This window comes from Tessaracoccus sp., from assembly GCF_016714275.1.
GTDB lineage: Bacteria > Actinomycetota > Actinomycetes > Propionibacteriales > Propionibacteriaceae > Arachnia.
In genome coordinates this window covers 102706-124590 of the sequence record NZ_JADJNP010000002.1, presented here as the reverse complement: position 1 = coordinate 124590, position 21885 = coordinate 102706, and the positions used below count along the sequence as shown (strand labels likewise).

The following is a 21885-nucleotide window of genomic DNA, read 5'->3' as shown; positions in this document are numbered from 1 at the left end:
ATGAGCCGCATCGCGACCATCTCCCGCGCCACATCGGAGTCGACGATCACCGTCACCGTCAACCTCGACGGGACCGGCGTGTCGAACATCTCCACGGGCGTCGGGTTCTACGACCACATGTTGACGGCGCTTTCCAAGCACTCGATGATCGACATCGACGTCGCGGCCACTGGCGACCTGCACATCGACGGCCACCACACGGTGGAGGACACCGCGATCTGCCTCGGCCAGGCCCTCAAAGAGGCGCTGGGCGACAAGTCCGGCATCCGCCGCTACGGCCACGCCGTCGTCCCGCTCGACGAGGCGGTCGCCGACTGCGTTGTCGACGTCGCAGGCCGCCCCTACGTGGTCTGCACGGGCGAACCCGACGGCCAGGTCTATGCGCGGATCGGCGGCAGCGGCGTGCCCTACGCCGGCTCCATGACGTACCACGTGTTCGAGGCGCTCGCGCTGAACTCCGGGCTCTGCCTGCACGTGAGACTGCTGGCCGGCCGTGACCCGCACCACATCGTCGAGGCCCAGTTCAAGGCGCTGGCCCGTGCGCTGCGCGAGGCCGTCGAGCCGGACCCCCGCCAGGTGGGGATCCCCAGCACGAAGGGCGCGCTCTGAGCGCCCGGGTCGGCCTGCTCGACTACGGCTCGGGCAACCTGCACTCGGCCGCCCGGGCCTTCGCCAACGCCGGGGCCGACGTCGTGGTGACCGCCGACCTCGGCGAGTTGCGTCGGCGAGACGCGCTGGTGGTCCCTGGTGTCGGTGCGTTCGCGGCCTGCATGCGCGGGTTGCGCGCGGCGGGTGGCGTCGATCTGATCCGTGAGTGGGTCGATCTGGGTCGGCCGCTGTTCGGCATCTGCGTCGGACATCAGGTGCTCTTCGACGGCGGCACTGAACACGGCGAACGGGCCGACGGCGTCGGCCTTTTCGCGGGCACCGTCGAGCCGCTGGCCGCGCGGCGCCTCCCACACATGGGCTGGAACACCGTCGACGCGCCCGAGGGGTCGCGGCTGTTCGCGGGTATTGAGGCGGAGCGGTTCTACTTCGTGCACAGCTACGCGGCGCTCTCTGCGCCGGCCGGCGCGCTCGCGGCGACCACGCGGCATGAGGACACGACGTTCATCGCGGCCGTCGAACGCGGCGCCGTGGCCTCCACGCAGTTCCACCCGGAGAAATCCGGGGCGGCAGGAGCTCGCCTGATAGCCAACTGGATTTCCACTATTTCGGATAGGGTCTAGCGTCGTGGAGAAGTTGCAGTTGTTGCCCGCCGTCGACGTGCAGGGTGGCCAGGCCGTCCAGCTCGTCCAAGGCATCGCGGGGACGCAGAAGGAGTTCGGCGACCCGCTCGAGGCGGCCCTGCGCTGGCAGCGCGGCGGAGCCGAGTGGCTGCACCTCGTCGACCTCGACGCGGCGTTCGGCCGCGGCTCGAACGCGGAGCTGCTGAGCGGCATCGTGGGGCAGCTGGAGATGAACGTGGAGATCTCCGGCGGCATCCGTGACCAGGGGTCCCTCGACCGCGCGCTCGCCACGGGCGCTCGCCGGGTCAACATCGGCACCGCGGCCCTGGAGAATCCTGAGTGGTGCGACCACGTCGTCTCCACCTACGGCGACCGCGTCGCCATCGGGCTCGACGTCCGCGGCGAGAATCTCGCCGCGCGCGGTTGGACCACGGAAGGCGGGCCCTGGACCGAGACACTGGACCGGCTGGTCGCCGCCGGCTGCGAGCGCTTCGTCGTCACCGACGTCAACGCCGACGGCATGCTGACCGGCCCCAACCTCGGCCTCCTCCTCGACGTCGCCCGCCGCTCCGGCAAGAAGGTCATCGCCTCTGGCGGCATCGCGACGCTCGACAACCTGCGTGACCTCCGCGGCCTCGTCGGCGAGGGCGTCGAGGGAGCGATCATCGGCACCGCGCTCTACGTCGGCCGGTTCACCATCGAAGAGGCACTCGCCGTCGCCGAAGGCAGCAACTGATGGCCAGGCCGCCCGCCAGTACCTTCGGCGTCGCCGTCCCCGAGTCGGTGCACACGCCGCCGCTGCTCGAGGGACGAATCAAGGACCTGCTCGACGGCAAGAAGGTCGTCATGACCGGCGTCACGGGCTTCATCGGCGAGCAGATGCTCTGGAAGGTGCTCACCGAGTGCCCGGGCACCACCACCGGCGTGATCGTTCGGCGCAAGGGCTCGATCACGGCCCATGAGCGCGTCGCGGCGCTGCTCAAGAAGAAGATCTTCGCCGACGTCGTGGCCGCGGCCGGAGGTGTCGAGCCCCTCATGGCCGCCCGCGTTGAGGTGATCGAGGGCGACCTGCCCGACGTCCCCGAGCTGCCCCGCGACATCGACGTCCTTGTGCACTGCGCGGGTGACGTGTCGTTCGACCCGCCCATCGACCAGGCGTTCATGACGAATGTCGTCGGCGCGAAGGCGCTGCTCACGAGGCTCCGCGAGGCGTGCTCCGATGAGAACGGCACCCTCGTCAAGGTGCCCCACTACGTGCATATCTCGACGGCCTACACCGCGGGCCGTCGCCGCGGCGCCATCCCGGAGGCGGCACACGTCCACGACATCGACTACGAGCGCGAGACCCGCGCGGCGCTGGCGATGAAGGAGCACGTCGAGGCGCGCTCGCGCTCCTCGGAGCAGCTGACGATCCTGCGCAAGCAGGCGGAGGCGCTGCACCGCCAGGCCGGCTACCTTACGACGTCGCGCGACACCGAGCGCCGCCGCCAGGAGTGGGTGAAGCAGGAGCTCGTCAAGGCGGGCACCGAGCGCGCCCGCTCGTTGGGTTGGACCGACGTCTACACCTTCGCCAAGGCGCTCGCCGAGCGGGTCGTGGCCGACCTGGGCCGCGACTTCCAGATCTCGGTCGTCCGCCCCGCCATCGTCGAGTCGTCGCTCATCCACCCGTACGCGGGCTGGATCGAGGGCTTCAAGATGGCGGACCCGATCATCCTCGCCTACGGCCGCGGCCAACTACCCGACGTCCCCGCCTCTCCGGACGCCGTCATCGACATCATCCCGTGCGACTTCGTGGTCAACGCGATCGTCGCGGTGTGCGCGACGCAGCCGAAGGTGGGCGAGCCCGAGTTCTACCACCTGAACTCCGGAGCGCGGAACCCGCTCACGTTCCGCGGCGTCTACGAGCACGTGCGCAACTACTTTACTGAGCACCCTTACACAGAGGGGCAGGGGTCGACGCCGCTCGCCACGTGGAATTTCCCCGGCTTCGAGCCCATTGAGAAGCTGATGTGGGCGGCAGACAAGGGCGTCAACATCGGCAACAAGCTGCTGAGCTATGCGCCGCGCGGCAAGCGCACGCGGAAGATCGCGACGCAGCTCGACGAGTCCCGCAAGCAGATCGAGTTCCTCGGCAAGTACCTGACCCTCTACGGGGAGTACCTGCAGTCCGAGCTGCATTTCGTCGACGACTGCACTCTCGCGCTGCACAACTCGCTCCACACCGACGATGCCGCGGCCTTCGGGTTCGACTCGGCAAGCTACGACTGGACCGAGTACCTGGAGGGCGTCCACATCCCCGCCATCACCAACCCGGTGCGGCGGCTGGAGGCGGCGCGGAAGCGGCGCGCGGCCAGGGAGACGACCTTCAAGGAACTCAAGCCCGCCCAGCCCGGCACAGTGCTTGCGGCCTTCGACCTCGACGGAACGGTCATGGCGACCAACGTCGTCGAGACGTACTTGTGGGCGCGGCTGCCAGAGCTGCCGCCGATCAAGCGGGTCGCAGAGGTGGCGAGCCTCGCGGCGCGGCTGCCCATGTACCTCAACGCGGAGCGGCGCGACCGCGGCGTGTTCCTGCGCTCGATCTACCGCCGCTACAAGGGCGCCGACCTCGCGGCCCTCGAGCGCTACGTCGACGACAAGCTCGCGCCGCTGATCCTCGACCGGATGTCGCCCGACGCCATCCGTCGGATCAGGGAACACCGCCAGGCAGGGCACACGACGATCCTGATCACCGGCGTGATCCGGCCGCTGACGAGGCCTTTCGAGGGCCTCTTCGACACCATCGTCGCCGCTGAGCTCTCCACGGACGCGGACGGCCGCTGCACCGGTTTCCTAAGCGGCCCACCCATGGTCGGCGAGTCGCGGTCTGCCTGGCTGACGCACTACGCGAAGCTGCACGGCATCGATCTCGCGAAGTCGTACGCGTACGCCGACAGCCACGTCGACCTCCCGATGCTCAGCACCGTCGGCAACCCCGTCGCGGTCAGCCCGGACGTCGGCCTGATGCGCGCGGCGAAGACCAGTGGCTGGTCGATCGTCGAGTGGCCGGAAATGTCGCCGCTGCCGCGGTGGAAGATGTCGTGAACGGAAAGGACCGCTGATGGCTCGCCCAGGATTCGTGCTGGAGGTCGATGACAAGACCCCGCCGCTCATGACCATGTCCGGATCGGACCTTCGGCTCACGCCGTTCGGGGTCGGCACGCGTGTGATCTACCCGCCCGACGCGGAGCGCTCGAGCGATCCCGTGCCGCTGATCGACGCCGCGCTTTCAGCGCCCACCGGCACCCGGCCGCTCGCCGCGCAACTCACCCCGAGCACGAAGCTGACGCTGCTGATCACCGAGGCGGGCGTCCTGCCCGCGCCCTGGTTCGACCCGCGGCGCACCCTTGCTGAGCGGGTTCTTGAGGCGGCCGCGCGCGCCGGCGTCGACGACGTCGAGATCGTGATCGCCAACGGCGCGGGGCAGCGCTGGTCCCACGCCCGGGTGTCCGAGGTACTGGGTGACCGGGTGGCCACCAGCTTCCTGCCCGATGGCCTCGTCGCCAGCCATGACGTGACCGCAGACGACCTCGTCGAGGTGGGCGCCGTCGATGGCCACGCCGTTCGCGTGAATCGCCGGGTCGCAGAGTCGGATCTCGTGGTTCTCATCGGCGTGCGGAGCTCGTTCGCCGACGGTTGCCCGCTGGCCTGCGGCGTGACCGACGCCGCCACCGTGCAGCGCCTCGGCGCCGCCGACGAGGGCGACGGTGAGGCGTTCGTCGCCGGAGTCCGCGCGTTGCTGCAGGAGACAACACGGGTGTTTGCCCTCCTCGCCGTGCTCGGGCAGCCGCTGCTCGGCCGCCCCCTGCGGTATGTGTCGAAGCGGGAATGGGAGTGGAACGCGGCCGACCGGCTCTCCTATGTCGGCACCCGGCAGCTCGCGGCAGCCTTGCCGCGCCAGGGCGCGCAACTGCTGCACGGCGGACCGAAGGCCGACTACGCGGTCATCGACGTCGTCGGCGGCGAATACGCCGCCGCTCGGAGCGAGTCGCGACTCGTCTGGCAGGCAGCCAACGCCGTCGAGGTGAAGGGCCAGGCCGATGTGCTCGTCACGTCGGTGTGGGGCGCGGCGATAGACCCGTCGGACCCGATGGGCTCTCCGCTCAGCGCGGCCCGGCACGCCCTCGTGACGCAGGCCGGCTCGCACCTCGGCACCTCCTACACGCGGCCCGGCGGCGTCCTGATCGCGCTGCACCCGCTCCGCAACCGGTTCTCCAACCGTCGTCAGTCCGCCGCGGCCGACCTGTTCGCGAAGGTGCTGCCGCTGACGACGGACCCGGCGGAGATCGCCGACCGGTTCGCGCCGGCGCTGCAGGACGAGTGGTACCTCGACCTGTATCGCAAGCAGTTTTCGGACCATCCGCTTCGCGTCTTCCAGGAGTGGGCGAGCATCGCGCGGGCCACGGCCCGGTACTCCAACGTGATCTGGGTCGGCGGCGACCGCAGGAGCGCAGCCGTGCTCGGTCACCGCGCGGCAAGCACGTACGCGGATGCGCTCGAGATCGCGTCCGACGCCGTCGGCACCACGCCGTCGATCACGGTGCTGCGCGGCGCGGGCCTCGCCCTGGGTGATGTGCGATGACCAGGACGTTGCCCTCCTGGGCACAGTCGCGGCGGGGGAGGACCGGGCCGCGAATCACGCTGCCAGGAGACCTCGCCCAGGCGGCGAAGAGCCTCGTCACGCGGCAGCGCCCGGCGTCGGCGCCGCCGCGGGAACGTGCGGCACGCGAGTTGGGGCTCCGTACCAAGCTGACGGGGAGGCACCTGAGCCTGCGCCTGATGAGCCTCCGGTTCGACATCGAGATCGTCGGGGCGGGCAACCTCGACGGCGTCCGTCAACCCCTGGTTTTCGCGGCCAACGAGCAGGGGGTCCTCGACTACCAGCTCCTGCGCCTCGCCCTTCCCGGGCGGCTCCGCCCCACGATGATCGCCCCTTCGCGCGCCCTCACGCGCGGCCACAACGTCGTCGTGTTCACCGACGAGCCTCAGGCAGGCCGCATCGTCGGCGAGTTCTCCGACGTCGCGGCAGGCCTCGCCAACCAGCACAACGTGGCGATCGTGCCGGTCGGCCTCGTCGGCACCTTCAAGCTGAAGGACATCCTGAAGCTGCCCCTCACCCGCCGGCCGAAGGTCTCGATCCGGTTCGGTGCCCCCATCTACGTGCGCGGCAGGCACCTCGCCGAGGCAACGGCGCGCACCCAGGAGAGCGTCGAGCAGCTCGTGCTCGAAGGCGACCTGACCTGGTGGACCGTCGAGCGTCGCCGCCAGTCGGGCCAGACCCCGGTCGCGGGGCGTCCGGCGCCGCGGTGGCGACGGCTGTGGGATCAGGCCGCCCCCGATGCCCCGGCCCGCGGGCGGATCTGGGGCTGATCCCCGTGATCTTCCCCGAGCACAGCTCCTTCCCGACACCGCTGCCTCACTTGAGGTGGCGGCTGCTCACCGCGGACGACGAGGACGAGCTCGCGCAGCTGCGGGATCAGCTGACGCTGCTCGACACGTCCGTGCTTTCGGGCCTTTCGGCCGATGCCGAGACGGGTATGTCGTTGCGGGAGGACGGCCTCGCCATCGGCGGGTGGGACGACTACGACACGCTGACCGCCTACGGCGCGCTGCACCTCGGCTCGACCGACCCGCTGCGCCTCTACCTCTTCGGCGGGGTGCTGCCCGCGCACCGGCACAAGGGGATCGGCACCAGCGTGCTGCGTTGGCAGATGGCGGTGGGTTCGGCGTGGCGCGACCGCCACCACCCGGGAGTCCCGCTGCGGCTCAGCTGCCACGCGGAGCTCGGCAGGAAGGGCCTCCTGCGTGCCGCGGAGCAGCATGGCTTTACCGCGGAGCGCTACTACTACGACCTCGTCCGGCGACTCGACCGCGCGCCGCTCGCTCGCGACGTCCCCGGCGTCTCCGTCGTCCCGTTCACGGAGGGGCACTCCGAGGACGTCCGGCAGCTGCACAACCTGTGCTTCGCATCCATCGGTGGCGGTGAGGTCACCGCCGAGGAGTGGGCCCGCCGCACCGGCAACGCGGACTTCCGCGCAGATTGGTCCTTTGTCGCCCTCGTCGACGGTGTCGTCGTCGGGTACGCCATGAACGCGGAGGATCTCGCCGACGACGGAAGCCCCGCGGGCTGGACGGAGCGCTTCGGCGTGCACCCTGCGCACCGGCGGCGCGGCGTCGCGCTCGCGCTGCTCTCGCACAGCCTGCGCACCATGCACGGCGCGGGGTGCGTTGAGGCCGGCATCGGCGTCGACACCCCTGACGGTCTCGCGATGTCCCGGCTGGTCGCCGACCTGGGCTACGCCACGCGCGATGCGGTGGGTCTGCTCACCAAGGTCGTTGCCTGACCTTGTCTGACCCAGTGTGTAAGCTTCGCCACGACTGAGTGACGAAGACGAGAAAGCGGGGACCGGATGTCCGGGCATTCCAAGTGGGCGACGACAAAGCACAAGAAGGCCGTCATCGACGCAAAGCGTGGCAAGCTGTTCGCGAAGCTCATCAAGAACGTCGAGGTGGCTGCTCGTTTGGGCGGCGGCGATCCGTCCGGTAACCCCACGCTGTACGACGCCATCCAGAAGGCGAAGAAATCCTCGGTCCCCAACGACAACATCGACCGCGCCGTCAAGCGCGGGTCTGGCGCGGAGTCCGGCGCCGCGGACTACGAGACCATCATGTACGAGGCCTACGGCCCTGCGGGCGTGGCCATCCTGATCGAGTGCCTCACCGACAACCGCAACCGTTCGGCGTCCGACGTGCGCGTGGCCGTGACCCGCAACGGCGGCACCATGGCCGACGTCGGCTCCGTGCAGCGGCTCTTCTCCCGCAAGGGTGTCGTCACGGTGCCCAAGAAGCAGTCGGGTGGCGAGCTGAGCGAGGACGACCTGCTGGAGGCGGCGCTCGAGGCGGGCCTGGAGGAGGTCAGCGACGAGGGCGACGTCTGGGAGGCGCTCGCCGACCCGAACGACACCGTCGAGGTGCGCAAGGCGATCGAGGCCGCGGGCCTTGACTACGACTCTTCGGAGGTGCAGTTCGTCGCTTCGTTCGACCAGCAGGTCGACTCGGTCGAGGTGGCGCAGAAGGTCTTCCGCATCATCGACGCGCTCGAGGACTCCGACGACGTGCAGAACGTGTTCACCAACGTGGACTTGACGCCCGAGGTCGCCGAGGCGCTCGAGGCCGAGGACTGAGCAGCGGCACCATGCGGGTGATCGGGATCGATCCCGGGCTGACGCGCTGCGGCGTGGGAATCGTCGATGGCACCGTCGGCCGTCCGCCGCGGCTGGTCGCCGTCGGCGTCATCCGCACGCCCGCCAGCCTCGACATCGCACGCCGGCTGCTCGCGCTGGAGGAGGGGCTGGACGAGTGGTTCGACTGCTACCAGCCCGAGGCCGTCGGTATCGAGCGGGTGTTCGCGCAGCACAACCTGCACTCCGTGATCGACACCGCTCAGGCCTCCGGCGTTGCCGCGCTCGCCGCCGCGCGCCGCGGTCTCGACGTCAGCTTCCACACGCCCAGCGAGGTGAAGGCGGCCGTCACCGGCTCCGGCACCGCGGAAAAGGCCCAGGTGGGGCTCATGGTCACCCGCATCCTCCGGCTCGAGGCTGCGCCGAAGCCCGCCGACGCCGCCGACGCCCTCGCCGTCGCGGTGTGCCAGGTGTGGCGCGGGGGAGCAACCAATCGTTACGCCGCGGCCGTCGCGGCAGCCAAGGGGAAGCGATGATCGCGCAACTGACCGGCACGACCCTGCAGGCCGGGGCCACGTCCTGCGTCGTCGAGGTGGGCGGCATCGGCCTGCTCGTCCACGTGACGCCCGGCACCGCGGCCGCGCTGCGGCCGGGCGAGCAGACCACCCTGCACACCTCGCTGGTGGTGCGAGAGGACTCGCTGACGCTGTTCGGGTTCGGGTCGCCGGGGGAGAAGGCCGCGTTCGAGCTGGCGCAGACCGCGTCCGGCGTCGGGCCGAAGCTCGCGCTGGCCATCGTGTCTGTCCTGGGATCGGGCGACTTCCGACGCGCCGTGCAGACCGAGGACGTGCGGCGGCTCACCGCCGTCCCGGGGATCGGGCTCAAGGGCGCGCAGAAGATCGTGATCGAGCTGAAGGACAAGGTGGCGCTGCTCGCCGCCTCGGAGGCGGAGGGCGACTCGCTGCCCGCGGAGACCGTCGCCGACGACGCATGGCGCGGCCAGGTCGTCGACGGGTTGCAGGGCCTCGGCTGGTCCGCCCGCGATGCGGAGGCCGCGTGCGACAAGGTGGCGCACCTCGTCGAGGCCGATCCGTCGGTGGGCATCGCGCAGCTCATGCGGGCGGCGCTGACCGCGTTGGCGAGGCGTTGATGCGTGTCGTGAGGGAGGTCCCGTGATGCAGCATTCGGAAGTGGACCCAACGCCGGTGCCGGAGGAGGGCGACTACGAGGCGGCGCTCCGGCCGAAGTCGCTGGCGGAGTTCGAGGGGCAGCCCCGCGTCCGTGAGCAGTTGGGCCTCGTGCTGGACGCCGCGCGCCACCGCGGCTCGACGCCGGACCACGTCCTGTTGTCCGGCCCGCCCGGGCTCGGCAAGACGACGCTCGCGATGATCATCGCCGTGGAGCTGGGCGTCGGGCTGAGGATCTCGTCAGGACCGGCCATTCAGCACGCGGGCGACCTCGCGGCCATCCTCTCGGGTCTCGACGAGGGAGACGTCCTCTTCCTCGATGAGATCCACCGCCTGTCGCGGCCCGCCGAGGAGATGCTCTATCTGGCCATGGAGGACTTCCGCGTCGACGTCATCGTGGGGAAAGGCCCCGGCGCGACCGCGATCCCGATCGACCTGCCGCCGTTCACGCTCGTCGGCGCCACCACACGCGCCGGCATGCTGCCCGGCCCGTTGCGCGACCGGTTCGGCTTCACCGCGCAGCTGGACTTCTACGACCCGGCCGACCTGGCCGGGATCGTCGCGGCGTCCGCGGGCAAGCTCGGCGTCGCGATCGACGCGGATGCCCAGGGGGAGATCGCCCGCCGCTCGCGCGGCACGCCCCGCATCGCCAACCGGCTGCTGCGCCGCGTCCGGGACTTCGCGCAGGTCAAGCGGCATCCGGTCGCGGACCGGATGGTCGCTCGGGCGGCGCTCGAGCTGTACGAGGTGGATGAGCGCGGCCTCGACCGCCTCGACCGCGGCGTGCTCGACGCGCTGTGTCGGCTCTTCGACGGCGGCCCCGTCGGGTTGTCGACGCTCGCGCTCAGCGTCGGCGAAGAGATCGAGACCGTCTCGGAGGTGGCGGAGCCGTTCCTGATCCGGGAAGGGCTCATGTTCCGCACCCCGCGCGGGCGGGTGGCCACGCGGGCCGCCTACCGGCACCTCGGCATCCGGCCGCCCGCCGCGGTGCCCGCCCTGTTCGATGAGGAGTGATCCCCGCGAGGTGGATCAGCGTTTCTTGTAGTCTCCGCTATCCTGAGCGGTGGCCCCGACCACGACCGGAGTAAATTCCATGGACTTCATTATCATGATGGTCGCGTTGTTCGCGATCATGTACTTCCTGATGATCCGCCCGCAGCAGAAGCGTGCGCGCAAGGATCAGGAGATGCGCTCGCAGCTCGCCCCCGGCGACCGCGTGCTCCTCACCTCAGGTGTCTTCGCGACCATCACGCACGCCGGCGAGAAGCAATTCATCGTCGAGCTCGCCCCTGACGTGCAGATCACCGTCCTCAAGGGCAGTGTCGCGCGCAAGGTCCTCCCTGAGGACGAGGAGTTCGAGTTCACCGATGAGGCCGACGAGGCACCTGCCTCCTACGAGGAGCCGGCCACCTACGGTGAGCCCGCCTATGACGTACCGGACGATGCGTCGTCGCTCGTCGAGGAGAACCTGACCTTCGACCCCACTCCCGAGGCCGAGAAGGGCGAAGAGCCTGGCGCCGCCCCGGAGGACAAGAACTAACTGTGGCCACCACCGCCAAGCGGGGGCGACCTGGGGTCGTCCTCTCTGTCTTCCTGCTCGTGATCGTGCTGCTATACGCGATCATGGCGCTCACGAACACGTGGAAGCCGAACCTCGGCCTCGACCTGCAGGGCGGCCAGACCATCACGCTCGAGGCGACCAACAAGACGGTCCCCATGGAGTCGATGGAGCTCGCCCGCGACATCATCCAGCAGCGCATCGACGGCCTCGGCGTCGGCGAGGCGACCGTCGCCGTCCAGGGCGACCGTCACATCGTCGTCTCCGCGCCCAACGTGTCGCGCGACGATCTCGTCGACCTTGTCGGCGCGACGGCGCAGCTGAGCATGCGCCCGGTGCTGGAGGCGGGGGCAGGGACGGGTCCCGGGGCCGAGCCTACGGATCCTGACGAGCCGAAGCTGCCGGGCCTGCCGACGGCGCCCCCGACGGCCAAGCCGACGCCTCAGCCCACCCCGGGCGAGGACGGCGAGGAGCCGGCGCAGCTGAGCATCGAGGATGTCCTCGCCTACGAGGCCACCGAGGAAGACCTGGCGGCCTTCGCCGACTTCACCTGCGGTGATCCCACCCACGACGACCCGACCCGCGCCCTTGTCGCCTGTGACCCCGACGGCGTGCAGAAGTACCTGCTCGGCCCCACCGCGGTCATGGGCACGGAGCTGGAGACCGCGTCGTTCGGCATCCCGCAGGGCGACCTTTCCTACGCCGTCCAGCTGAGCCTCAAGCCGGCCGGAGCGGCACAGTTCAAGGAGCTCACGGGCGCCCTGCTGACCCGTACCAGCCCGCAGAACCTTTTCGCCATCGTCCTCGACGGCGTCGTCCAGTCCGCGGTGGAGCCGCAGGTCCAGATCGCCAACGGGCAGGCGTCAATCACCGGTAGCTTCACCGCCGAGAGCGCCGCCAACCTCGCCAACGTCCTGAAGTACGGCTCGCTGCCTCTCAACTTCGAGCCGAGCCAGGTGGAGACGGTGTCGGCGACGCTGGGCGGCGAGCAGCTCAGGGTCGGCATGATCGCCGGCGCGATCGGCCTGCTCGCGGTCACGCTCTACTCGTTCCTGTACTACCGCGCCATGGGCATCGTGGTCGTCGCGTCGCTGGCCGTCGCGGCCGCCGCCACCTACGCGGTGATGGTGCTGCTCGGCGCGGCGGTGGGCTTCACGCTGAACCTGCCCGGCATCGCCGGCGCGATCGTCGGCATCGCCGTGACCGCCGACTCCTTCATCATCTACTTCGAGCGCATCCGCGACGAGATCCGCGAAGGCCGCAGCCTGAAGTCCGCGCTCAGCTCGGGCTGGGTTAAGGCGCGCGGCACCATCGTCATCTCGGACGCGGTGTCGCTGCTGTCGGCGGTCGTGCTGTTCTTCCTCGCGATCGGCTCCGTGCGCGGCTTCGCGTTCACCCTGGGTCTCACGACCTTGATCGACCTGGCCGTCGTGTTCTTCTTCACCAAGCCGCTCGTCGAGATGCTGGGCCGCACGAAGTTCTTCGGCCAGGGCCACAAGTGGTCCGGCCTCGACGCCGCCCACATGGGCGTCACGGAGGACTCGCTGCTCGGCCGACGGCTGCGCCGCAGGACAGATCCCGTTCCCGCCACCCAGACCCCGCAGGAGGCCTGATGACAGGCAAGAAGCTAGGCATCGCCGGGCGGCTCTACACGGGCCAGCTGAGCTACGACTTCATGAAGAACCGCAGGCTGTGGTTCATCGTCTCCGGCGTCATCGTCGCCGTCGCGGTGCTCTCCGTGCTGATCCGGGGCCTCAGCCTCGGCATCGAGTTCACGGGCGGCACCGACTTCCAGGCCCCGATGGCGATCAAGGCCGGCACGGTCGACGACGTACGCGAGAAGGTCGCCGAGATCGACGTGGCGGACCTCGAGGCGCAGGTCTTCTCTCTTGGTGAGACCAACATCCGGGTGCAGACCCGCTCGCTGAACCCCGAAGAGACCTCCGTAGTTCGTGCCGCGGTCGCCGACATCGCGGGCGTCCAGGCCGAGGAGGTCGCCTACAACGCGATCGGCGCGTCGTGGGGGAAGACGATCTCGCAGCGCGGCCTCGTCGCCCTCTTCGTCTTCATGGGTCTGGTGATGCTGCTGATCGCGGCGTACTTCCGGGACTGGAAGATGTCGATCGCTGCGATCGTCGCGGTGATCCATGACCTCGTGCTGACCGTCGGCGCCTTCGCCCTGCTGGGGTTCACGGTCACGCCGTCAACGATCATCGGCGTGCTGACCATTCTCGGCTACTCGCTGTACGACACGGTGGTCGTGTTCGACAAGATCCGCGAGAACATCCGCGGCTTGACCGAGACCAACAAGACGTACTCCTACCAGGCGAACCTCGCGGTCAACCAGGTCGTGATCCGTTCGGTAAACACCACCGTGATCGGCGTGCTGCCGGTGCTGGCGCTGTTCGTCGCGGGCACCTGGCTGCAGTCGGGCCCGCTCGCCGACCTCGGCCTCGCGCTGCTCGTCGGCATGATCGCAGGCGCGTACTCCTCCCTGTTCGTCGCGGCCCCGCTGCTGGCGTGGCTGCGCGAGCGCGAGCCGGACATGGTCGAGCACCGGGAGCGGATCGCTCGCCGCGCTGCGCGCGCCGAGCACAAGCGCGCACACGCCGCGGAGCTGACGGAAGCCGACGTCACGAGCGACGGCTCGGCGGCGGCCACCGTTTCTACGGTCCGGACGCAGCGACGCACCGCGTCCACGCGCGCTGAACGCAAGGGCAAGAAGTGAGCAGGGAGGGCGCGGAGCGCCGCGCCCTCGTCGGCTCGCTGATCCGCGATGTCGTCGACTTCCCGAAGCCGGGCGTCGTGTTCAAGGACATCACGCCGCTGCTCGCCTCCCCGAGGGGCTTCCAGGCAGCCATCACGGAGCTGGTCACCGGGGCGCCGGAGCGGATCGACGTCGTCGTGGGCATGGAGGCGCGCGGATTCATCTTCGCAGCCCCCGTCGCGCTCGCGCTCGGCGCCGGCTTCGTGCCGGTCCGCAAGCCGGGCAAGCTGCCCGGCGAGACCATCAGCCACAGCTTCGAGCTGGAATACGGCAACGAGACCCTCACGATGCACCGCGACGCGATCCGCCCCGGGGCGCGGGTGCTGGTCGTCGACGACGTGCTCGCCACCGGCGGCACCGTCGGCGCGACGGCGGAGCTCCTGAAGCAGATGGGCGCCGAGCTCGTTCACGTCAGCGTCGTCATGGAGCTGGGATTCCTCGGCGGCCGGGACCGGCTGGCGGAGGCCGGCATCGACAAGTGCTCTGCCCTGGTGACAGTCTGAGGCCATGGCCAAGCTCCAGCAAGGCGGTCGCGGGGGAGTCCTCTCCCTCGTCAGCCTGCCTCGGATCGCGAGCTCCCCTTTCAAGGAGCTGGGCAGACGCGCGCTGCTCGCCCTGCTGCTCCTTTTCACCACCACCATGCTGGTGTGGCTCGACCGTGACGCATACGTCGACAACACCGCCGGCGACGGCGTGTCGTTCATCGACGCGCTCTACTACGCGACCGTCACCGTCACCACCACCGGCTACGGCGACATCACCCCGGTGCTGCCGCATGCCCGGCTGCTGAACGCGCTGCTGATCACACCCTTGCGGATCGGGTTCCTCGTGGTCCTCGTCGGCACCACCATCGAGGTGCTCGCTAACCAGGGCAGCCGCAGCATCCGTGACGCGATTTGGAGGAAGAAGATGCGCAACCACGTCGTCGTCATCGGCTATGGCACGAAGGGCCGCAGCGCCGTCAACACGCTGCGTAGGCAGGGCGAGCGGGCGGACAGGATCGTCGTGCTCGACGGGAGCGCGGTCGCCGTGGAGGAGGCCAACGCCGATGGCCTTGCCGCCTTCCAAGGCGACGCGACGCGCCGCGACGTGCTCAGACGCGCCGAGGTCAGCAAGGCGCGCCAGATCATCATCTCGCTCGATCGCGACGATGCGGCCGTCCTCGCCACGTTGACGGTGCGGCAGCTGAACCCGACGGCGGGCGTGATCGTCGCTGTGCGGGAGCAGGTGAACGTGCCGTTGGTGCGGCAGTCCGGCGCGTCGTCGGTGGTCACCAGCTCCGAGACCGTCGGGCGCCTCCTCGGGCTCTCGGCCATCGGTCCCGAGATGGGCACCATCATCCAGGACATGCTGACCGGCGGAGAGGGCCTCGAGGTGCATCAGCGGCTCGCGGAGGCGACGGAGATCGGGCAGCCGCCGTCGGCGGTGCAGGGCGAGCGCGTGATCGGCATCATCCGCAACGGGACGCTGCGTCGGTTCTACGACAAGACAGCGACGCGGATCGAGGTCGGCGACGAGTTGATTGTCGTGCGCCGAGCGCACCCCACCGCGACGAAGGCCCTCCTCCGCGACGAGGATGATTAAGCGGGCGAGGATGATTAAGCGACAGTAGCTCTCCAAAACGGCACTAGACTCACGCCATGGCGGAGGAAGCACTGACAGGGCCGTCCCGGCTGGTGACCGGGCCGGAGCAGCCGCGCCTGCGGATGCGTCACCGGCTCGCGCGCTTGGGCGCCGTCCGCTCCAAGTCCGCCGTGCTCGACCCCCTGTTCAGGATCGTCCGCTCGAACCACCCGAAGGCCGACACCGCGCTGCTTGAGCGTGCCTACAGGGTGGCCGAGAAGTACCACGAGGGGCAGACCCGTAAGTCGGGCGACCCGTACATCACGCACCCGCTCGCCGTCGCCACCATCCTCGCCGAACTCGGCATGACCGAGCCCGTCATCGTCGCCGCGCTGCTGCACGACACCGTCGAGGACACCGACTACTCGCTCGACCAGCTGCGCGCCGAGTTCTCCGACGAGGTCGCCCGCATGGTCGACGGCGTCACGAAGCTGGACAAGCTGACCTACGGCGAGACCGCGAAGGCCGAGACCATCCGTAAGATGATCATGGCGACCTCCGAGGAGGTCCGGGTCCTCGTCATCAAGCTGGCCGACCGCCTACACAACATGCGGACCCTCGCGTATCTCCGGCCTGACAAGCAGGTGCGGATCGCGACGGAGACGCTGAACATCTTCGCGCCGCTGGCCCACCGGCTGGGCATGAACACCATCAAGTGGGAGTTGGAGGACCTCTCGTTCGCGACGATCGAGCCGAAGGTCTACCAGGAGATCGTCGAGATGGTGGCGCAGCAGGCCCCGGGCCGGGAGCGTTACCTGCGTGACCTGATCGGGCAGTTCCAGGGCATGCTCGCCGAGAACAAGATCCAGGCGACGGTGTACGGGCGGCCGAAGCACTACTACTCGATCTACCAGAAGATGATGGTGCGCGGCCGCGATTTCCGCGACATCTACGACCTCATCGGCCTGCGCGTCCTCGTCGGCGACGTCAAGGACTGTTACGCGGTCCTCGGCGTGGTGCATGCCGGCTGGAAGCCCATTCCCGGCCGGTTCAAGGACTACATCGCGGTCCCGAAGTTCAACATGTACCAGTCGCTTCACACGACGGTGTTGGGTGCGAACAACGAGCCGGTCGAGTTCCAGATCCGCACGCACGAGATGCATCGTCGCGCCGAGTACGGCGTCGCGGCGCACTGGAAGTACAAGGCGGACCTCCGCGACGGTGTGACGCCCGAGGAGGCGGGCCTGCGGGCGATGCATCAGCTGGGCGTGATGAGCAAGGAGACCGAGGACCCCAGCGAGTTCCTCGACTCCGTGCTTTTCGAGATCAATGCTGACGAGATCTACGTCTTCACCCCGAAGGGCGAGGTGATGGCCCTGCCTGTGGGCGCCACGCCCGTGGACTTCGCGTTCGCCGTCCATACCGAGGTCGGCTACCGGACGATCGGCTCGCGGGTCAACGGCCGTCTCGTCTCGCTCAGCACGAGGCTGCAGCAGGGCGACAAGGTCGAGATCCTGACCACGAAGGCGCAGGACGCCGGCCCGAGCCGCGACTGGCTGAGCTTCGTGGTCAGCAGCAGGGCCCGGCAGAAGATCCGCCAGTACTTCTCCCGCGAGCGCCGCGACGAAGCGATCGAGCTGGGCAAGGAGGCGCTCGCGAAGGACCTTCGCCGCACGGGCGTTCCGATGCAGCGGCTCCTCACGCTGGAAAATCTCACCGCTGTCGCCAACGAGTTGGGTCACAAGGACGTCCCCGCGCTGTACGCCGCGATCGGTGAGGGACACCTGGGTTCGCAGTCCGTCGTCGAGAAGCTTGTACAGCTGCACGGCGGCGAGGAGGAGACGGTCGACACGGCCACCGAGGACGTGGTGGTGCGGCAGCGCCGTCGGCCCGTCCGTGACGGAGGTCACATCCTCGTCGACGGGGACGACTCGATGAGCGTCAAGCTCGCCAAGTGCTGCTACCCGCTGCCCGGCGAGGACATCATCGGCTTCGTCACCCGCGGCGACGGCGTCTCCGTGCACCGCGCCGACTGTCCGAACACGCCGGCGTTGATGAAGGAGCCCGAGCGGATCGTCGGCGTGAAGTGGGCGGGCATCGACCAGAACGCCGCGTTCCTGGTGACCATCCAGATCGAGGGCATCGACCGCGCCCGGCTGCTTTCCGACGTCTCCGCGGCGCTGTCCGAGCAGCATGTCGACATCCTGAGCGTGAACATCACGACGAACAAGCACCGCCAGTTCTCCGGCAAGTTCACCTTCGAATCGCAGGACCCGAAGCACCTGCAGCACGTGCTGAACCAGGTGCGCCGGGTCCCGGGCGTCTACGACGTCTACCGCGTCGCGGGTTGACCCTACTTGGTGAACTCCGCGAGGGTCACGCGAGCTTGGTCGAGCCAGCTGGCGTAGGTCTCGATCGACTTGGCTGCATCCTTCGCCTTGCGGGCGTCGCCCTTGGCCTCGGCCGCGGCCAGGTCTGTCTGCAGCTTCGCGATCTGCGCCTCGAACATCGCGACGGTGTCCTCCGCTCGTCTGCGGGCCTCGGGATCCGTGCGGCGCCACTCCTCGGCCTCGAGCTCTGCGACCTTGTCTCCCAGCGCGCGGACCTTATTGTCAAGGTCGCGCATCGCCTGGCGCGGCACGTGGCCGAGGTCGTTGAACTTCGAGAGGAACTCGCGGTGGAGCGCCTTCGCAGCGTCGACGTCGGTGACTCCCTCGAGGTCCTTGACAGCCTGAGCGAGCAGCGCCTGCTTGGCGGCGAGGTTCTCCGACTGCGCCCCGTCGACCGCGCTCTGGGCAGTGGTGCGGGCATCGAAGAACTGGTCCTGCAGGGCGCGGAAGCGCGCCCACAGCGCGTCGTCCTCGGAGCGGCGCGCGGTGCCCGCGGCCTTCCAGCGCTGCATCAGGTCGCGGAACGCGCCGGAGGTCGGGCCCCAGTCGGTCGAGTCGGCGAGTGCCTCGGCCTCGGCGATGATCGCCTCCTTCAGCGACTTAGAGCTGTCTCGGCGCTCGTTCAACTCCGCGAAGTGCGCCTTGCGGCGTCGCGTGTAGTGCGTGCGCGCGGACGAGAAACGATGCCACAGCTCGTTGTCGGTAGCGCGGTCGATCCGGGGGAGCGCCTTCCACTCGTCGAGCAGCGTGCGAAAGCGGTCGACGCCGCCGCGCCAGTCGGTGCCCTGCGCGAGCGCCTCGGCCTCGGCGACCATGGCCTCCTTCGCGGCCGCGGTCGCGGCGTGCTGCTCGGCACGAGCGGCCTTGCGGGCCTCCACCTGCGCGGGGAGCTTCTCCGCCAACGCGTCGAGCCTGGCCACGAGGCCGTCGAGGTCTCCGACGGCGTTCGCCGTGGCCGCGTTGTTCTTGGCGGTCGCGATCGCGGACTTGGCCTCTTCCGGCGACATCGCCTGGGCCGCGACCCGGGACTCGAGGAGCCCGACCTCTGCGGCGAGGTTCTCGAAGCGGCGCACGTAGAACGCCAAGGCTTCTTCAGGGGTCGAATCGGGGATCTGCCCGACACTTCGTTCGGCGCCGCCCTGGATGACGTAGACCGTGCCGTCGGCGTCGACGCGGCCGAAGTCAGCGGGCGCTTGCTGTTCGCTCATGCGCACAATCTAGCCGGATAGGCTGGAGTTGTGCGTGTTCAGCCCATCACCGTGTCCCCCTGGCAGGCGAATTGTTACGTTGTTGTGCCTTTCGAGGGTGCGACGGAGTGCGTGATCGTCGACCCTGGCGTGACGGCGGCAGGCCCGGTGAGCGAGGCGCTCATCCGGCTGGGCGCGACCCCGGTGGCGCTGCTGGCGACGCACGGACACTTCGATCACATCGGCGACGCACACCTGCTCGCCGCCGACTACGGCATCCCGCTTTACCTCGCCACCGCGGATCAGCACCTCATCACGCGGCCTGGGGACGGGCTCGGTGCGCAGGGGTCCGTGCTGATGCGGCAGCTGACCGGAAGCGAGGTCGCGCCCGGGGTCGGTGACGTCCGCGCCTACGGCGGCACCGTCGAACTGGCGGGGCTTCGGGTGGAGCCGTGCGCCGCCCCGGGGCACACGAGAGGCTCGACCCTGCTCACGGTCACTCGGGACGACGTCTCCGTCACGTTCACCGGCGACGTGCTGTTCGCCGGCACGATCGGGCGTACCGATCTGCCGGGCGGTAGCATGTCCGCGATGCGCGAGTCGCTGCGGCGCATCGCCCAGCTCTTCCCTGCGGACCGCACCTTGCTGCCGGGCCACGGGGAGCCGACGACCATGGCGGCGGAGTTGGCGACGAACCCGTTCCTGCAGCCCTACAGCCTGTGAGGTCCCGCCTTGGCCCGCCCTAAGCCGCTCAGCGGTTTTCCCGAGTTCCTGCCCGCTGGGCGCATCGTCGAGAACCGCGTCCTCGACGTCGTACGGTCGACGTTCGAGCTGCACGGGTTCGCGCCTATCGAGACGCGCGCCGTCGAGCCGCTGGAGCAGCTGTCGCGCAAGGGCGAGATCGAGAAGGAGATCTACGTCGTGCGGCGGCTGCACGCCGAGGCAGGCGACGCCGACGAGTTAGGCCTGCACTTCGACCTCACCGTGCCGTTCGCGCGCTACGTGCTGGAGAACTCGGGCCACCTCGCCTTCCCGTTCCGGCGCTACCAGATCCAGAAGGTATGGCGCGGGGAGCGCCCCCAGGAGGGGCGCTACCGGGAGTTCACGCAGGCCGACATCGATATCGTCGGCCAAGGGACGCTCGCGGCGCACCACGACGTCGAGATCCCGCTCGTCGCGCTGGACGTGTTCGAGAAGCTGCACCGCGACCTCGGCCTGCCGCCCGTCAGCCTGCGCGTCAACAACCGCAAGCTGTCCGAGGGGTTCTACCGCGGGCTGGGGATCGAGCAGCCCGACGCCGTCCTGCAGCGCGTGGACAAATACGACAAGATCGGGCCCGTTGCTGTCACGGAACTGCTGACCTCAGAGGTGGGTCTGAGCGCGGCGCAGGCCGATGCGTGCGTCCGGCTCGCGGGCATCTCCGCGGCCGACGAGTCGTTCGTCGACGAGGTGCGCGCTCTGGGTGTCTCGCATGAGCTCCTGGACGCGGGCTTGGAGGAGTTGTCCTCGCTGATCCGCGTCGCGCGCCGTTCGGTTCCCCACCGGGTGGTCGTCGACCTGAGGATCGCGCGCGGCCTCGACTACTACACGGGCACCGTCTACGAGACGCTGCTCGTCGGCTCGGAGCGGCTGGGCTCGGTCGCCAGCGGCGGCCGTTACGACTCGCTCGCGACCGACGGCAAGACGACCTTCCCAGGCGTCGGGTACTCGTTCGGCATCACGCGCATCCTGGCCCCGCTGATCGGCAAGGGCGCGTTGACGGCGTCGCGATCGGTTCCGTCGGCGGTGCTGGTCGCCGTCGACAACGAGGAGGCCCGCGAGCAGGCGATTGATGTCGCCGCCCGGCTCCGTTCCCGTGGTGTCGCCGTCGAGGTGGCGCCGAAGGCGGACAAGTTCGGCAAGCAGATCCGCTTCGCCGAGCGCCGCGGCATCCCCTTCGTCTGGTTCGGTGCTGGCTACGACGACTCGGTCAAGGACATCCGCACAGGGGCCCAGGCCCCAGCCTCGCCCGACGCCTGGACCCCGCCCGCCGTCGACCTCCACCCGACGATCACCGCTCCTTGAGCCGCGCCGAAAGGTGCCGCGTCAGCTTCGTTCCTTGAGCCGCGCTCTAGGAGCGCAGCGACGCAGCGCGTGTCGAAAGGTGCCGCGTCAGCTTCGGTCCTTGAGCCGCGCCGTAGGAGCGCAGCGACGCAGCGCGTGTCGAAAGGTCCCGCGTCAGCTTCGTTCCTTGAGCCGCGCCGTAGGAGCGCAGCGACGCAGCGCGTGTCGAAAGGTCCCGCGTCAGCTTCGTTCCTTGAGCCGCGCCGAAGGAGCGCAGCGACGCAGCGCGTGTCGAAAGGTCCCTCGCCGATCACCGCTGGTTGAGCCGAGATGCGTCGACGGAGTCGACCGCGACTCGTGTCGAAACCAATGACTGGCACCCGGTCTGAGGACTTGGCCGAGGCCGGTGTAGCGGTGCTGAGAGAGTTCCCGGGCGGCGCATTCAGCGCAGGGGCGGAGGTCTGTCTCGCCGTCGCGTGCGGGGTGGGCTTTCTTCGACGCGCCGCCCGACAACTCTCTCAGGACCGCCGGTGTCGGGGTTCGCTCGGTGCGCCAACGGCGTCTCACCGGCTCCCGCGACGCCAGTTCAGGGTTAGTGTGGCTGCATACCTTCGATCTGTCCCGGCGACGGCATTATCGTGGCGGCAAAAGTCAGCATGCTGACTTTGACGTTCACGTTAACCGGACTGGCTGTGTGGATCGAACGTTTGCAGCCACGTTGACGTTGTCGGTGTTGCCGCC

20 protein-coding genes are annotated in these 21885 nt (G+C 69.3%); 19 read left to right on the top strand and 1 reads right to left on the bottom strand.

All coding sequences use genetic code 11. The features are described 5' to 3' along the window. From hisB to IPJ61_RS09095, 17 genes are all read left to right on the top strand, one after another. Nucleotides 1-609, top strand: coding sequence for an imidazoleglycerol-phosphate dehydratase HisB (hisB, locus tag IPJ61_RS09175; RefSeq protein ID WP_297106032.1), 609 nt, complete (start codon nucleotides 1-3; stop codon nucleotides 607-609). Next, nucleotides 606-1229 (top strand): imidazole glycerol phosphate synthase subunit HisH, encoded by a 624-nt coding sequence (hisH, locus tag IPJ61_RS09170; RefSeq protein ID WP_297108093.1) that lies wholly within the window; start codon nucleotides 606-608, stop codon nucleotides 1227-1229. Before hisB ends, hisH begins: the two co-directional genes overlap by 4 nt. A gap of 4 nt (nucleotides 1230-1233) precedes the next feature. Then, a complete protein-coding gene (gene priA, locus IPJ61_RS09165; RefSeq protein ID WP_297106029.1) occupies nucleotides 1234-1965 on the top strand; it encodes a bifunctional 1-(5-phosphoribosyl)-5-((5-phosphoribosylamino)methylideneamino)imidazole-4-carboxamide isomerase/phosphoribosylanthranilate isomerase PriA in 732 nt (243 codons plus the stop codon). After that, entirely contained in the window at nucleotides 1965-4313 is a 2349-nt protein-coding gene (locus tag IPJ61_RS09160; protein WP_297106026.1) for an HAD-IB family hydrolase, read from the top strand. Before priA ends, IPJ61_RS09160 begins: the two co-directional genes overlap by 1 nt. A 16-nt stretch (nucleotides 4314-4329) precedes the next feature. Then, nucleotides 4330-5850, top strand: a complete 1521-nt coding sequence (locus tag IPJ61_RS09155) for a lactate racemase domain-containing protein (protein WP_297106023.1) — start codon at nucleotides 4330-4332, stop codon at nucleotides 5848-5850. Next, nucleotides 5847-6638, top strand: a complete 792-nt coding sequence (locus IPJ61_RS09150; protein ID WP_297106020.1) for a lysophospholipid acyltransferase family protein — start codon at nucleotides 5847-5849, stop codon at nucleotides 6636-6638. Before IPJ61_RS09155 ends, IPJ61_RS09150 begins: the two co-directional genes overlap by 4 nt. A 5-nt stretch (nucleotides 6639-6643) precedes the next feature. After that, complete coding sequence (locus tag IPJ61_RS09145) at nucleotides 6644-7612, top strand: GNAT family N-acetyltransferase (protein WP_297106017.1); 969 nt, start codon at nucleotides 6644-6646, stop codon at nucleotides 7610-7612. 66 nt (nucleotides 7613-7678) lie between these two features. Continuing rightward, nucleotides 7679-8452, top strand: coding sequence for a YebC/PmpR family DNA-binding transcriptional regulator (locus IPJ61_RS09140; RefSeq protein ID WP_297106015.1), 774 nt, complete (start codon nucleotides 7679-7681; stop codon nucleotides 8450-8452). A 20-nt stretch (nucleotides 8453-8472) separates the two neighbouring features. After that, nucleotides 8473-8985 carry a crossover junction endodeoxyribonuclease RuvC gene (gene ruvC / locus IPJ61_RS09135; RefSeq protein WP_297108089.1) on the top strand — a complete coding sequence of 171 codons (513 nt, stop codon included), beginning with the start codon at nucleotides 8473-8475 and terminating at the stop codon, nucleotides 8983-8985. Continuing rightward, nucleotides 8982-9599, top strand: coding sequence for a Holliday junction branch migration protein RuvA (gene ruvA / locus IPJ61_RS09130; protein WP_297106012.1), 618 nt, complete (start codon nucleotides 8982-8984; stop codon nucleotides 9597-9599). The genes ruvC and ruvA overlap by 4 nt, the downstream gene beginning before the upstream one ends. Nucleotides 9600-9624: 25 nt before the next feature. Further along, nucleotides 9625-10650, top strand: a complete 1026-nt coding sequence (gene ruvB, locus IPJ61_RS09125; protein ID WP_297106009.1) for a Holliday junction branch migration DNA helicase RuvB — start codon at nucleotides 9625-9627, stop codon at nucleotides 10648-10650. 79 nt (nucleotides 10651-10729) lie between these two features. Next, complete coding sequence (gene yajC / locus IPJ61_RS09120) at nucleotides 10730-11176, top strand: preprotein translocase subunit YajC (RefSeq protein ID WP_297106006.1); 447 nt, start codon at nucleotides 10730-10732, stop codon at nucleotides 11174-11176. Nucleotides 11177-11178: 2 nt separating this feature from the next. Further along, nucleotides 11179-12807: a protein translocase subunit SecD gene (secD, locus tag IPJ61_RS09115; protein ID WP_459251274.1), complete on the top strand. Its 1629-nt coding sequence runs from the start codon at nucleotides 11179-11181 to the stop codon at nucleotides 12805-12807. Further along, nucleotides 12807-13922 (top strand): protein translocase subunit SecF, encoded by a 1116-nt coding sequence (gene secF / locus IPJ61_RS09110; RefSeq protein ID WP_297106003.1) that lies wholly within the window; start codon nucleotides 12807-12809, stop codon nucleotides 13920-13922. Before secD ends, secF begins: the two co-directional genes overlap by 1 nt. After that, a complete protein-coding gene (locus IPJ61_RS09105) occupies nucleotides 13919-14464 on the top strand; it encodes an adenine phosphoribosyltransferase (RefSeq protein WP_297106001.1) in 546 nt (181 codons plus the stop codon). The genes secF and IPJ61_RS09105 overlap by 4 nt, the downstream gene beginning before the upstream one ends. 4 nt (nucleotides 14465-14468) lie before the next feature. Continuing rightward, a complete protein-coding gene (locus IPJ61_RS09100; RefSeq protein WP_297105997.1) occupies nucleotides 14469-15545 on the top strand; it encodes a potassium channel family protein in 1077 nt (358 codons plus the stop codon). A gap of 56 nt (nucleotides 15546-15601) precedes the next feature. Next, entirely contained in the window at nucleotides 15602-17875 is a 2274-nt protein-coding gene (locus tag IPJ61_RS09095) for a RelA/SpoT family protein (protein WP_297105992.1), read from the top strand. Between the two features lie 2 nt (nucleotides 17876-17877). On the opposite strand, the gene IPJ61_RS09090 is transcribed toward IPJ61_RS09095, so the two are convergent. Beyond that, on the bottom strand, nucleotides 17878-19122 hold the full coding sequence (locus IPJ61_RS09090; protein WP_297105989.1) for a DUF349 domain-containing protein: 1245 nt from the start codon (nucleotides 19120-19122) through the stop codon (nucleotides 17878-17880). 30 nt (nucleotides 19123-19152) lie between these two features. Between IPJ61_RS09090 and IPJ61_RS09085 the strand changes: the two genes are divergently transcribed. Together IPJ61_RS09085 and hisS are read left to right on the top strand one after the other, a co-directional pair. Then, nucleotides 19153-19824 (top strand): MBL fold metallo-hydrolase, encoded by a 672-nt coding sequence (locus IPJ61_RS09085; RefSeq protein ID WP_297105985.1) that lies wholly within the window; start codon nucleotides 19153-19155, stop codon nucleotides 19822-19824. Between the two features lie 9 nt (nucleotides 19825-19833). Beyond that, nucleotides 19834-21165: a histidine--tRNA ligase gene (hisS, locus tag IPJ61_RS09080; RefSeq protein WP_297105983.1), complete on the top strand. Its 1332-nt coding sequence runs from the start codon at nucleotides 19834-19836 to the stop codon at nucleotides 21163-21165. Nucleotides 21166-21885: the final 720 nt, after the last annotated feature.

What these genes read in the sequence shown, in the direction of transcription:
- hisB (WP_297106032.1), top strand. Translation starts at nt 1, where the DNA reads ATGAGCCGCATCGCGACCATCTCCCGCGCCACATCGGAGTCGACGATC.
- IPJ61_RS09160 (WP_297106026.1), top strand. Translation starts at nt 1,965, where the DNA reads ATGGCCAGGCCGCCCGCCAGTACCTTCGGCGTCGCCGTCCCCGAGTCG.
- IPJ61_RS09155 (WP_297106023.1), top strand. Translation starts at nt 4,330, where the DNA reads ATGGCTCGCCCAGGATTCGTGCTGGAGGTCGATGACAAGACCCCGCCG.
- IPJ61_RS09150 (WP_297106020.1), top strand. Translation starts at nt 5,847, where the DNA reads ATGACCAGGACGTTGCCCTCCTGGGCACAGTCGCGGCGGGGGAGGACC.
- IPJ61_RS09140 (WP_297106015.1), top strand. Translation starts at nt 7,679, where the DNA reads ATGTCCGGGCATTCCAAGTGGGCGACGACAAAGCACAAGAAGGCCGTC.
- ruvA (WP_297106012.1), top strand. Translation starts at nt 8,982, where the DNA reads ATGATCGCGCAACTGACCGGCACGACCCTGCAGGCCGGGGCCACGTCC.
- ruvB (WP_297106009.1), top strand. Translation starts at nt 9,625, where the DNA reads ATGCAGCATTCGGAAGTGGACCCAACGCCGGTGCCGGAGGAGGGCGAC.
- yajC (WP_297106006.1), top strand. Translation starts at nt 10,730, where the DNA reads ATGGACTTCATTATCATGATGGTCGCGTTGTTCGCGATCATGTACTTC.
- secF (WP_297106003.1), top strand. Translation starts at nt 12,807, where the DNA reads ATGACAGGCAAGAAGCTAGGCATCGCCGGGCGGCTCTACACGGGCCAG.
- IPJ61_RS09100 (WP_297105997.1), top strand. Translation starts at nt 14,469, where the DNA reads ATGGCCAAGCTCCAGCAAGGCGGTCGCGGGGGAGTCCTCTCCCTCGTC.
- IPJ61_RS09095 (WP_297105992.1), top strand. Translation starts at nt 15,602, where the DNA reads ATGGCGGAGGAAGCACTGACAGGGCCGTCCCGGCTGGTGACCGGGCCG.
- IPJ61_RS09090 (WP_297105989.1), bottom strand. Translation starts at nt 19,122, where the DNA reads ATGAGCGAACAGCAAGCGCCCGCTGACTTCGGCCGCGTCGACGCCGAC.